Raw genomic sequence first — 12387 nt, 5'->3', positions numbered from 1 at the left:
AACAGTGGTCCGGTCCTTGTCGCCGATGTGAGTGACTTAGTCATTTTGGCGTTCTTGTGCAGTGTTCCGACCATCATTTTTATGGACGGGCGGGGTAGTGCGTACAGGCGCACTCCGGGGTGTTTTTCGCACCGGCGCGAAAAGCGGCGGCACGCCCGGCATCTCAGGAGCGTTTCACTCGTGCGGGCCGCCCCGGAGGCCCCCCGCGCCCCCCTGCCCCAGACTCGGACGCACCGATGATCTTCCCTCCCCGTCCGTCGGGGCCGACCGCGGGAGACGAGGCACCGAAAGCCCTCGGAAAGGGGCGGACGCATGGCCGGACCGAGGAGACGGCCGGGAGCGCCCCGGCCGCGGCAGGACAGCCAGGCGGTGGACCGCATGCTGCGCACCCTCGTGCGCCGCCGCAAGAAGTCGTTCCGGGCCGCGGACATCACCGTCACCGACCCGCCGAAGGTCCGCCGGGCGGTCACGGCCGCCGCCCTCGGCAACACCATGGAATGGTTCGACTTCGGCGTCTACGCCTACCTGGCCGGAACGCTGGGCAAGGTGTTCTTCCCCTCCAGCTCCCCGGGAGCCCAGGTGGTGTCGACCTTCGCCACCTTCGCCGCCGCGTTCCTGGTACGGCCGTTGGGCGGTCTCGTCTTCGGCCCGCTCGGAGACCGGGTGGGGCGGCAGAAGGTGCTCGCCATCACCATGATCATGATGGCGGCGAGCACCTTCGCAGTCGGTTTCCTCCCCACCTACGCGGCGGTCGGCTTCGCGGCCCCCCTGCTGCTCCTGGTGTGCCGGCTCGTGCAGGGTTTCTCCACCGGCGGGGAGTACGCCGGAGCGACGACTTACATCGCCGAGTACGCCCCCGACAAGCGCCGCGGCTTCCTCGGCAGCTGGCTGGACTTCGGCACCTTCGTCGGCTACTCCCTCGGCTCCGGCCTGGTCACCGTGCTCACCGCCGTCCTCGGCACCGACGGGCTCACGGACTGGGGCTGGCGGATCCCCTTCTTCGTCGCCGGGCCCCTGGGACTGATCGGCCTCTACATGCGCCTGAAGCTGGAGGAGACCCCGGTCTTCCGGCGGCAGGAGGAGGAACAGGCCGAGGCGCTCGCCGAGGGCGACCCGGTCGAGCAGGCCAGACAGTCCGGCAAGGGCAGGATGAAGGAGATCTTCACCGAGCACTGGGAAGCCGTACTGATCTGCATGGGCCTGGTGCTCCTCTACAACGTCACCAACTACATGGTCACGTCCTATCTGCCGACCTACATGTCCGAAACCCTCGGAGAACCGGAGACCACGTCCCAACTGCTCGTCCTCGGCACCATGCTGCTGGTCGTCCTCACCATCACCACGGTGGGCCGCAGTTCCGACCGGTGGGGGCGCCGCCCGGTGTTCATGGCCGGGAGTGTGGCGCTGGTGGCGCTCTCGATCCCGGCCTTCCTGCTGATCCGCCAGGGCGGCATCCTGATGCCCGCCTTCGGCTGCGCGATCCTCGGCCTGCTGCTCGTCTGCTTCGCCGGGACCTCGGCGTCCACCCTCCCGGCCCTCTTCCCCACCCGCATCCGCTACGGAGCGCTCTCCATCGCGTTCAACATCTCCGTCTCCCTCTTCGGCGGAACCACCCCCCTGTTCGCCGCCGGGCTGGTGGAGGCCACCGGCAACGACATGGTGCCCGCCTACTACCTGATGGTCGCGGGCGTCATCGGGTTCGTCGCCACGCTGTTCCTCCACGAGACGGCCGGCCGGCCGCTGCGCGGCTCCGGACCCATGGTCGAGACCCCCCAACAGGCGCGCCGGCTCGTCTCGGTCAGCCGGACGGCCGCCGGCCGCCAGGCGCGCGACGTCTGGTTCCGGCTGCGCTACGGGAGACGACGCCGGAAGGGATGAAGGCAGGAGCGGCTTCTCGCACAGAACCTTCGCCAACGTGAAGTCGCAGGTCAATGGGCTCATGTGACCGCTGCTCGGGGTGCTCACCCTGGTCGTGGGCGGGAGTCTACGGAGAAGATCATCCGTCAGCGGTTGACTTCGAGGTTCGTCACGACGCGCGGGGCGCGCAGGAGTTGGGTGGCGCGGGCGGGGCCGGTGCGGAGCTTGGTGAGGATCCGCCAGTTCTTGAGGTGGGCAAAGCCGTGCTCGACCGGCGCACGTCCGACGGAGAGGACGCGGTTGGGTTCCTTCTGGCCCGGGGTGAGCTTGGGGGTGCGGCTGGCGGCGTAGCCGGTGACGATCACGGGGTCGAGGATGTCGTTGTCCAGGCCACGGAAGCCGAGGTCGGCCGGCGCCCCGAGGCCGGCGCCCCGAGGCCGGCGCCCCGAGGCCCGCGCCCCCAGGCCGGCGGCGCGCAGGTGGGCCAGGATGTGGTCGTGGCGGGCGGCGGCGTTGTCGTGAGTGCGGCCGGGCCGGGCGGCGGATATCCAGATCAGGCGGCCCTTTTCGTCGGTCAGGGCGAGAAAGTGCACGCCGTGGCTGTGGTGCTTGCCGGAATGGTTTTGCAGGTCGACTCTTCCGGTTCACCGCCCGGTGCGGATGAGGGTGCCGTCGATCAGGACCGCTTCCCCGCCCTGCTTGGCGACCTTCTTCAGGGCGCTGTCCAGGCGCGGTGCCTGGGCGGCGAGCAGTCCGATCAGTTCGTCGCGTCGGCGGCGGACGGTGGACTCGGACACGTTGTCGCCGCCGGCCATGTCGGCCAGGAGCTGGTCGTGGCGCAGTACGGCCAGGACGATCACCGCGATCTTCCCCGGCGGCAGGATCCGCCACCTGGACCGGATCGCCTTCAGATGGCGCCTGAGCAGATCGGCGAGGTGGTTGACGGTGCGCGTGGACAGCGGCAGACGGCACTGGTAGACAAGCGGGCAGGTGTCCTCGGCGTGCTCTTTGGTATTCGTCACACAATTCCAACGGTCGCCGGGGGCACCGCGGTTACACTCACCGCGCTTCCTGCAGGGGCACGACAAGCTACTGGATGCTCCAGCGGTGCGGATGCTCGGGATCGTTGGGACAGGCGAATACGTTGAGCTCACCCCAGCGGCCCACAGTGACCTCCGTAGGAGTGGCGCAACGGTGAGTGGGCTGGTTCTGGTCCTCCAGCGGTTTCCAGCTGCCGCTGCCGCCGTCCCATTCCGAGCTGTCGACGGTCAGCAGCAGATGCATCGGTGTCGTGCAGGTCAGACACTCCCTGGGATACGGGTCGGTCGCGTGCCAGGAGGCGAAGCCGCCCACGCGCCAGCCTGGCGGGATGGACAGGTCGTACTGGTAGCCGAGCGGTTCTGTCGTGCTTTCGTCCGCCGACTGCTCAGCTTCCTCTTCAAGGGCTTCCTCCCAGGCGTCGATCCGGGCGCCCAGTTCCTCCGGCAGAAGGCCGGCAAACGGGTAGGTGACCACCTGCTCCGGGTGCAGCACACAGGGCTCGGGCACGAAGCCGTCGGACCCGACGACCAGCGGCTGTGGCGGCGTGGTCAGCACCTCGCCGATCTCCCACGACCGCCACCAGCGCAGGTGCAGCGCCAGATCGTACCGGCCCGGGCCGTGCGCGTTGAAGGGACACCAGAACACTTGAAGCAGATCGCAGTCGCCCGGCCCCGCCAGCAGGTCGGGCACATCCCGCCGGTACAGCTGCGCGAGGCCGATCATCGGCAGCGGATCGGTCTCGGAGGCCCCAGGGATCCGGTGCTCCCGGTGCAGCTCGCCCAGGAGATTCCGTTCCTCATCCGTCGGGCCGGGAGCCTCCTCGCGGGCCCATGCGGAAGCCAGAACCTGCCGATAGCGACGGATGTCAGCCGGGCGTCGACCACGCCCACGGCCGTGTGCCTCGCCGCACACCGGCCACGGCTCGTCCGCCGGCCACAGGATAGGACCGCCCACGGAACTGGCTGAAAGGTCTGGTATGCCCGGCCGTGGATGGAGCCGAGTTGTCGTCCCCCGAAAGGCGGCCAGTTCCGGGAAGAGCGCCTCGACATCGAGAGGGCGCGCGGGCGTGGTCCTCGTCATGGACGCGACCTTAGACGCCTGAAAACCCCGGTCAACGAGCACCCCCGGCAGATTCACTCCAGCACCGGCGCTGTCAGAGCCCGTTCTCGTGTAACAGAGCCAATCAGTCGGCTGCGTCACCGCTCCTAAGAACTCCTAACGAAATGGGTCTTTGGGGAACGCTAGGCTCGGTGGCCATGAGTCAGAGCGGTTCGCAAGCAGCGGCATTCTTCCGAGACGTCCGCACAAGCAGAGTGGTCTGGCTTGTCCGGAAGGATGAAGGAAGCCCGACTCACCTCTCCGCGGACGGCACGCGCAGTTTTCCCTTCTGGTCGACCTCGCCCCGGGCTCAGAGGGCGGCGAAGATCTGGGGGCATGGGCTCCAGGTCGATTCCATGCCCCTGGGCACCTGGTGCGATCTTGTACTGCCCGATGCCGCTAGGGATGGACTCGTGATCGGCACCAACTGGAGCGGGCCGCGCCTGGTCGGCTGGAGCTTCACCCCCGGGGAAGTCCTTAACCGGCTAGCGGCAGATAGCTAGCCCACGGCATCGGTCACCAGAGCGCGCAGGCGTCGCCAGCAGACGAGTGCGCATCCGAGGGTGAGGAAGGCTTCGCGGATGTCGTCGCGTATCTCCCAGCGGATCCGCAGGCGGCGGAACCAGTGCAGGTGGGCGAATGCGCGCTCCCCTACCCAGCGTTGAGTGCCCAGTCCCGAGCCGTGCTCGGTGCCGCGCCGGGCGATCACCGGCTTCACGCCGAGGCCCCAGACCAGACGGCGGTATTTGTCGTGGTCATAGCCGCGGTCACCCAGCACCACGTTCGGGCGGCGCCGGGGCCGGCCACGCTTGCCCCGTACGGGAGGCACAGCCTGGAGGAGTGGGATCAGCTGGGTGACATCGTTGCGGTTGCCACCGGTCAGGATAGCGGCGAGCGGGATGCCCGTGGCGTCGGTGATCAGGTGGTGCTTACTGCCCGTCCTGCCCCGGTCAACTGGGCTTCGTCCCGTCTTGGAGCCCCCTTTAACGCGCGGATATGGGAGCCGTCGACGGCCGCCCGGGAGAAGTCCAGGGCGTTCGCGCTGCGGAGCCTGGCGAGGAGGGACTCGTGCAGTCGAGGCCACACACCGGCCTCGGTCCACTCGGCCAGTCGGCGCCAACAGGTCATGCCCGAGCCGAAGCCGAGTTCCTGCGGAAGGTGTTCCCAGGCGATCCCGGTGTGCAGGACGAACAGGATGCCCTGGAACACGAGCCGGTCCGGATGCCGCTTGCGCCCGGGATGCCGGGCCCGACGCTCAACCTTGGGCAACAGCGGCTCGATCACCGCCCACAACTCTTCATCGACTTCCCACGGCTTCGGCCGAGCCACCCCGCACCCCCGGATCGTCAGTCCCGGAGTGATCCAACCACCTCGGAAATCATTTCGTTAGGAGTTCTAAGAGCTGTCCCGCAATTCCTGGCGGGTGCGCGACGACAGCTACGGCACCTCGCCGCGTTGTCGGAACGTCCACATACATCCAGTATGCGGGCGCCCCTCCGCCTTGCGATGCACCGCATCTGACGCCGCGCACTGATCCACCACGAATTGCGGGACAGCCCTTAGGCGGGTGGTGAACTGGCCGTCGGGCATTTTCCGCAGCCACCCGCGGTCAGTCAGTCTGACCAGCTTCTCCCGCAGCGGTTCCAGCTTGGACCGCACGCTGACGTCCACGACCAGCATGAGCACCCCGACAGACCGGCACACCAGCCCTTCGACCAGCGACTTCAAGTTGGCGGAGGCTCACACCGTTCGGAGCCCGGAAGGGCCGCGGGAGGAAGGCCGCTCAGGCGAGGCGGACGAGCCCGAGATAGCGGTCCCAGTCCCAGAGCGGACCGGGATCGGTGTGGTCCGTCCCCGGCACCTCGTAGTGGCCGATGATGTGCGTACGGTCCCTGGGGATGCCGTGGCGGTCGCAGATGTCCGCGGTGAGCCGGGCGGAGCGTTCGTACATCGCCGCCGTGAAGTACTCCGGCCGGTCCACCCAGCCCTCGTGCTCGATGCCGATGGAACGGACGTTGTGGTCCCACGCGCCGGCGTGCCAGGCGATGTCCCGTTCCCGTACGCACTGGACGGTGTAACCGTCGCCGGACCGCACGAGGTAGTGCACCGACACCCTGTTCGCCGGGTTCTGGAAGATGCCTATCGTCTGCGTGAAGGTCTGCTGGGTGACGTGGACGACCACCCGGTCGACCCGCCGGGGCGCGACGCCCCCGGGAACGGTGTAGTTGGCGGGCGAGGCGCGGGCCCAGCGGGCGTGGGCGCTGTCGGTACCCGCCGAGGGCGCGTCCACGCCGCGTACCGGCGCCGGTACGACGAGGCCGGCAGCGGTACCGGCCGCCCCCCGGAGGATCCTTCTGCGGTGCACGGTCTGCTCCAGGGGCGCGGGCGGATCGGGTGGAGGCCCTTCCGGCGAGCGGCTGCGGGCGGGTTCTCCTCGAACGACGACGTGCACGGCTGTTCGGTTCCGGGTACGCGGTGCCCGCCTCCGTCTATCCCTGGGGCTCGGACCGGCGACCCGGCAGGTGCCCGGCGAGCAGCACGGCGCAGGCACCGGCACTCACCAGCCCGCCGGCGAGGAAGGCGCCCCGGACGCCGGCGAGGGGGAGGACCAGGCCACCGAGCGCGGCGCCCGCCGCGATACCGGCGTTGTACCCACCGGAGTTCGCCGCGAGGGCGATGTCCGTACGCCCCGGTGCACAGTGCAGCATGGCGTTCTGCGTCGTCATGAAGACGGGTCCGAGCGCACCGCCCATCAGCAGCATGGACGCCACCGTCGCCGCCGGTTCTCCACCGGCGGCGCCGAGGCCGGTCATGCCGAGGGTCTGCGTCGCCACCGCCGCGGTCAGGGCGGCGTACGGGAAGCGGTCCAGGACCGCCCCGGTGACGCTCACCCCGGCGAGACACGCGACACCGAACGCCACGAGCAGGGCGTTCACCGTGCCGGGAGAGAATCCGCCGACCTCGCCGAGGAACGTCACGAGGTAGGTGAACCCCGTGAACGCCCCCGTGGCGGACAGGGCCCCGGCCACCAGCACGCTCGCGAAGCGGCGGGAGTCCGGGCGGGTCGCGTGGGCGGCGGGCTGTTCGTCCGGAGGGGAGGTCGGCAGCAGGAACGCGATCGTCACGAGGGAGACGAGCCCCAGTACCGCCGGCCCCGCGACGGCCACCGGCCAGTCGGTCCGCCTGCCCAGCCAGGTCCCGGCCGGGACACCGAGCACGAGGGCCAGCGAACCGGCGACGGAGAGCGCACCCACCACCCGCCCGCGCACCCCGGGCGGGAAGAGACCCACCGCCACCGGCCCCATCACGGCCCAGAACAGCGCCTGGCCGAGCGCCGTCAGCAGCCGGGCCGCCAGGAGCAGCCCGTACGAGGTCGCCAGGGCCGCCATGAGACTGGACACGACCAACGCGGTCAGCAGCCCCGTGAGGACATGGCGCCGCGGCACCGCCCGGACGGCGTGGGCCAGCGGCAGGGAGGCGACCGCGACCGTCACGCCGTACCCGGTGACCAGGAGGCCGACCGCCGACACCGACACCCCCAGGCTCCTGGAGATGAGTTCCAGCAGGCCGATCGGCAGGTTCTCCGCGGTGTTGAAGGTGAAGGCGGCGAGCATCAGGGCGGCGAGCACCGCCGAGCGGCGCCACCGGTCCGGACGCGCCGGAACCGTCGTACCCGCTCCCGGCCGCGCCTTCCGCACCTCTTCCGCAGCACCGTCCACGGTGGTACCCCACCGCATCCGTCGGTGACCGTGCAAGCCGGTTCGGCAGCCGTACGCCGCGAAGACCGCCCTCGGCCGGGCGATGCCCGGCCGCCGCCCACCGGGCCCGGCGCCGACGGCTCAGTCCTCGGCCCCGGCGCCCGCCAGCGCGCCGGCCGGGTCGGCGTCCGCCGGACCCGCGGGGACCCAACGGCCCCGGTCCTTGCGGTACCCCCACCAGCGACCGTCCCGCCCGAGACGCAGTTGCACCCCGAGGCCCGGCGCCGTCCAGCGGTTGCCGCTCCGCCGGAGGGCGGGCGCCTCACCCTCGTCCCAGGCCGCGGAGAGCTGGTCCCGGGCCCTGCCGAGCGCCGCGGCGCCGGGCTCCCACTCCTCGTCCAGAACCGCGAGCGCCGCGACGCCGCCGAACTGCCAGGCGAGCACGGCGGCGGCCGGCCGGGCCCTGAGGTGCCCGCCCGCCGACGCGAGGCGGGCGACGGCCCACGGTGCGGCGCCGCTCCCGGCCGCGAGACGCACCGCGTCCTGTTCCGGCGTCAGCACCTCGGGGAGCGCCTGGTCCCGGTGGCCGGGGGCGAGCGCCTCCAGGAGCATCCGGTGGGCCCGCACGGCGCTGTCCGCCGCCAGTACCTCCAGCGCGGCCGGATCAACGCCGGGGGCCGCTCCCGTCCCGGTGTCCGGCGACGGCGGCGCACCGGGCTCCGGGGGGAGTGGCGGCAGAGCGGGCAGCGCCGGGAGGTTCCCCGCCCGGGCGAACACCTCGGCGGCGGGAACACCCCGGCGCGCCGTCGCTGCGGTGTCCTCCCGGCCCGCTGTCCCGCGGGTGCGGAGCTCCTCCAGGAGACGGCGTTCGTCACGTCCGCGCAGGAGCAGCAGGACGAAGGGGTCCTGGTCGAGCAGGCGCGCCACCTGGTAGCAGAGCGCCGCCGAGTGCGCGCAGTGGTCCCACGCCCCGCAGGAGCATTCCGGTTCCAGATCACCGATCCCCGGCAGCAGGTCCACCCCGGCCGACGAGGCGTCCTCGATCAGATGCGGGGGCATCTCCCGGTCGAGCAGCGCCGCGACATGACCGGACCGCTCCACCGCCATGCCCAGGAAGCAGCCCCATCCCTCGTCGCCCAGGGTCTGGACCAGCACGTCGCTGCGGTACGCGCCGTCCCGGTCGCGCACCACGGCGGTGATCCGGCCCGGGCGCACCGACATGGCGCCCACCCGGCCTTCCCGGGCGATCCGCCGGCCCGCTTTGAGCTGCGCGCCGTCGAGCGCCGTGTCCTCCAGGGCCTTCAGCCAGGCCTTGCCCCACCAGGACGCCGCGAACGCCCGGCCCGGCGCGGGAGGCAAGGCGTCGAAGACACGCTCCGGAGCACTCGGCGCCCGCGACGCGCGCGCGTCGTACCCGGCTCCCTCTCCGTCGTCGTGCACGCCCTCCTCGTCCTCCTCGTACGGGTCCCCGTGGTGTTCGTGCGTACCGCTCACCGTGTCTCCCCCCGCAGTGCCACCAGATCCTTGAGTTCCGCGTCCGTCAGCTCGGTCAGCGCCGCCTCGCCGGACCCCAGCACCGCGTCCGCCAAGCCCTGTTTACGGGCCAGCAGACCGGCGATCCGGTCCTCCACGGTTCCCTCGGCGATGATGCGGTGCACCTGCACGGGCCGGGTCTGACCCATCCGGTGGGCGCGGTCGGTGGCCTGCGCCTCCACCGCGGGGTTCCACCAGCGGTCGAAGTGCACCACATGCCCGGCCCGGGTGAGGTTGAGTCCCGTGCCCGCCGCCTTGAGGGAGAGCAGGAACACCGGCGGCCCGCCCTCCTGGAACCGGCGGACCATCTCCTCCCGGCGGGCCACCGGCGTGCCCCCGTGCAGGAACTGGGTCACCACCCCCCGCCCGGCGAGATGCCGTTCCAGCAGCCGCGCCATCGCCACGTACTGGGTGAACACGAGTACGCCGCCGTCCTCGGCCAGGATGGTGTCGAGCAGTTCGTCCAGCAGCTCCACCTTTCCCGAGCGGTCCGCGATCCTCGGGTCCTCCTCCTTCAGGTACTGCGCCGGGTGGTTGCAGATCTGCTTCAGCGAGGTGAGCAGCTTCACGACCAGACCCCGCCGCTCGAAGCCGTCGGCGCGTTCGATCTCCGCGAGGGTCTCCCGCACGACCGCCTCGTAGAGACCGGCCTGCTCCGACGTCAGCGAGACCGCGTGGTCCGTCTCCGTCTTCGGCGGCAACTCCGGGGCGACGCCCGGATCCGACTTGCGGCGCCGCAGCAGGAAGGGGCGGACCAGCGCGCCGAGCCGCTCGGCCGCGGCCGGGTCCCGCCCGCCTTCGACGGCCGCCGCGTACCGGCGACGGAAGGTGCCCAGCCGGCCCAGCAGCCCCGGAGTGGTCCAGTCGAGAATGGCCCACAGTTCCGAAAGGTTGTTCTCCACCGGGGTGCCCGTGAGCGCCACCCGGGCACCGGACCCGATGGTGCGGAGCGCCCTGGCCGTCGCGGCACGCGCGTTCTTCACGTGCTGTGCCTCGTCGGCGACCACCATGCCCCACTCCGTGCGGGCGAGGCGGGCCGCGTCCAGCCGCATCGTGCCGTACGTGGTCAGCACGAACCCGCCCCGGTCCAGGCCCTCCTCGGAACGGGACGGCCCGTGGAAACGGCGCACCGCGGTGCCCGGCGCGAACCTCTCGATCTCCCGCTGCCAGTTGCCCATCAGGGACGTCGGGCAGACCACCAGCGTGGGTCCGGCGGTGGTGGCGTCTTCCTGCCGCCGGAGGTGGAGGGCGATGAGCGTGATGGTCTTGCCCAGCCCCATGTCGTCTGCGAGACAGGCCCCTAGGCCCAGCGAGGTCATGGTGTCCAGCCAGTTCAGGCCCCGTAGCTGGTAGTCGCGCAGGGTCGCCGCCAGCGCCTCGGGCTGGGGGCGGGCAGGACCGTCCGTCCCGGATCCGGCGAGCCGGTCCCGCAGCCGCGCCATCCAGCCGGTGGCCTCGACGGGGACGAGCCGCCCGTCGACCTCGGCCGAGCCGGTCAGTACGGCGCTCAGCGCGTCGACCGGTGTGACGGGCCGTTCCTCGGCGGTGCGGACGCGCCGCGCCGCCTCGGGATCGACCAGCACCCACTGGTCCCGCAGACGGACCACCGGGCGCTTCGCCTCCGCGAGCCGGTCGAGTTCCTCCCGGGTGAGCCGCTGGTCGCCCAGGGAGAACCACCAAGCGAACGTGAGCGGCCCCCTCGCCGAGAGCGGGGACGGCGCACCGCCACCGTCGTCCCCGGTGCCGTCCCCGCCCTCCCGGCCGGGGACCGCCTCGTGCCCCTGCGGACCGATGGTCGCCCGTGCCGTCAGCCTCCCGGCGAGCTGCCGGGGCCAGTGGATCTGGACGCCCGCCGAGGCGAGGGCCGCCGCCGCGGGGCCCAGCAGTTCGGCGATCTCCTCGTCGTCGACGTCCACCGCGTCCGGTACGGCGGCCGAGAGCAGGGGAGCGAGCGGGGGCCAGGCGCGAACGGCACGGCGCAGACCCAGGAGTACGTCCGTGCGTGCGCGGGGGCCGAAGGGCCGGGCCACCGTCCCGTCGGCCGCCCACAACGCGGCGCTGTCCGCGACGAGACCCGGATCGCTGACGCCGTGCACCTGGAGCACCACGCGGAAGGACGGCCCGGATTCCGGCCCCCCGTCCGCCCCTCCGGCGTCCAGGCCGAGGACGTCGATCCGCAGCGAGAGCCGTACCCCGGCGTCGTGTCCGGCCGCGAGCTCGGCGGCCCACGTGCGCAACTGCGGCACCCGTTGCGGCGCGTGGGCCGCGAACGCCGGCCCCCCGGCCAGCGACGGCGCCGCCGGAGTGCGCGGCAGGGTGTCGGACACCGCGTCCAGGAAGTCCCGCACGAGCTGCTCCGGATCGGGCAGCGACAGCGGAGCCTCCCCGGGGAGCGGCACCGCGTGGGCGGCCGGCGGCATCGCCGCCGCCAGTTCCCGGACCCGCGCCAGGTCCTCGGCGGTGAGCGGACCGGCCCGCCACGCGTCGTGGGAGGCGGCACTCAGTCCCGGCAGCAGCAGCCCGCGAGCCGCGAACTGCAGGGCCAGCAGCCCCGCCGCCCCCCAGAACGCCACGGACGCCGAGGCGCCCCCCGTCGCGCGGCCGCGGGTCAGCAGGGGCAGCGCCTCGCGCACCGGAAGAAGGAGCGCGTGCACCGTACGCGTCCCGTCCCCGCCGACGGCGACCGTGAGCGTGGTCCGGGACCCCTCCGCCGTGTCCGGCAGCGCGTCCGGCCCACCCGCCGGGTCCCAGAAGGCGACGGACCCGGCGCGCGCCGGGTCGGCCGGGAGGAAGACCGCTTCTCGGCGGGCCAGTTCACCGATGGGGAAGGGTGTGACCGGGGGAAAACCGTACGCGGCGATGTCGACTTCCTCAGAGTGACGGGGGTGACGGACCCAGGACCGGTCCCGTGGTCGTTCCGCTGCCGGGGAACTCCGGCAGCCCCGCGCGACCCGCGTGCGGCGACCGCCGGGCAACCGGGCGCCGAGGTTACACCAGGCCGCCGCGGCGCGGCGCCGAGCGGCGTGGGCGCCCGGCGCACGGTCGGTACCCGGAGCGCGCCCCCCCGGACACCTCGCACGGGGGTCAGCACCAGCGGCGGAGGAGGGGGAATGCCCCCTGCTCATCGGGATGGTGGCGCCATGGCAGCGGCCCCGCCCCC

Annotated in this window: 11 protein-coding genes; 2 read left to right on the top strand and 9 right to left on the bottom strand. The window is 72.1% G+C overall.

Annotated features, from left to right (window positions below):
- The first annotated feature begins 378 nt into the window (after positions 1–378).
- Positions 379–1878 (top strand): glycine betaine/L-proline transporter ProP, encoded by a 1500-nt coding sequence (gene proP, locus PZB77_RS00670; RefSeq protein ID WP_275495865.1) that lies wholly within the window; start codon positions 379–381, stop codon positions 1876–1878.
- A 125-nt stretch (positions 1879–2003) separates the two neighbouring features.
- Here the strand turns inward: proP and PZB77_RS00665 are convergent, their stop codons facing one another.
- The 3 genes from PZB77_RS00665 to PZB77_RS00655 form a co-directional block, all read right to left on the bottom strand.
- Positions 2004–2486: a transposase family protein gene (locus tag PZB77_RS00665; protein WP_275495864.1), complete on the bottom strand. Its 483-nt coding sequence runs from the start codon at positions 2484–2486 to the stop codon at positions 2004–2006.
- Positions 2487–2501: 15 nt separating this feature from the next.
- A complete protein-coding gene (locus PZB77_RS00660; RefSeq protein ID WP_275490534.1) occupies positions 2502–2879 on the bottom strand; it encodes a hypothetical protein in 378 nt (125 codons plus the stop codon).
- A 67-nt stretch (positions 2880–2946) separates the two neighbouring features.
- Positions 2947–3978, bottom strand: a complete 1032-nt coding sequence (locus PZB77_RS00655) for a hypothetical protein (RefSeq protein WP_275490533.1) — start codon at positions 3976–3978, stop codon at positions 2947–2949.
- Between the two features lie 143 nt (positions 3979–4121).
- Between PZB77_RS00655 and PZB77_RS00650 the strand changes: the two genes are divergently transcribed.
- Positions 4122–4499 (top strand): DUF2750 domain-containing protein, encoded by a 378-nt coding sequence (locus tag PZB77_RS00650; RefSeq protein ID WP_343299829.1) that lies wholly within the window; start codon positions 4122–4124, stop codon positions 4497–4499.
- On the opposite strand, the gene PZB77_RS00645 is transcribed toward PZB77_RS00650, so the two are convergent.
- The 6 genes from PZB77_RS00645 to PZB77_RS00620 form a co-directional block, all read right to left on the bottom strand.
- Positions 4496–5325 (bottom strand): IS5 family transposase gene (locus tag PZB77_RS00645; protein WP_275490531.1). Its coding sequence is split into 2 segments (ribosomal slippage): positions 4496–4996 and positions 4999–5325, totalling 828 coding nucleotides; the frame shifts between segments, so codons are not numbered across the junction. The two genes, PZB77_RS00650 and PZB77_RS00645, sit on opposite strands and share 4 nt — an antisense overlap.
- 108 nt (positions 5326–5433) lie before the next feature.
- On the bottom strand, positions 5434–5724 hold the full coding sequence (locus tag PZB77_RS00640) for a hypothetical protein (RefSeq protein ID WP_275490530.1): 291 nt from the start codon (positions 5722–5724) through the stop codon (positions 5434–5436).
- 55 nt (positions 5725–5779) lie between these two features.
- Positions 5780–6361: an N-acetylmuramoyl-L-alanine amidase gene (locus PZB77_RS00635; RefSeq protein ID WP_275490529.1), complete on the bottom strand. Its 582-nt coding sequence runs from the start codon at positions 6359–6361 to the stop codon at positions 5780–5782.
- A gap of 124 nt (positions 6362–6485) precedes the next feature.
- Positions 6486–7610, bottom strand: a complete 1125-nt coding sequence (locus tag PZB77_RS00630; RefSeq protein WP_275495863.1) for an MFS transporter — start codon at positions 7608–7610, stop codon at positions 6486–6488.
- Positions 7611–7835: 225 nt separating this feature from the next.
- On the bottom strand, positions 7836–9053 hold the full coding sequence (locus tag PZB77_RS00625) for an SWF or SNF family helicase (protein WP_275495862.1): 1218 nt from the start codon (positions 9051–9053) through the stop codon (positions 7836–7838).
- 131 nt (positions 9054–9184) lie between these two features.
- Complete coding sequence (locus tag PZB77_RS00620; RefSeq protein ID WP_275495861.1) at positions 9185–12049, bottom strand: DEAD/DEAH box helicase; 2865 nt, start codon at positions 12047–12049, stop codon at positions 9185–9187.
- Positions 12050–12387 lie beyond the last annotated feature (338 nt).

Origin of the sequence: Streptomyces sp. AM 2-1-1 (genome assembly GCF_029167645.1) — a bacterium.
In the GTDB taxonomy this organism is placed as follows: Bacteria; Actinomycetota; Actinomycetes; order Streptomycetales; family Streptomycetaceae; genus Streptomyces.
The sequence above is the reverse complement of the archived record's forward strand: the minus strand, read 5'-3'. Positions and strand labels throughout refer to the sequence as shown.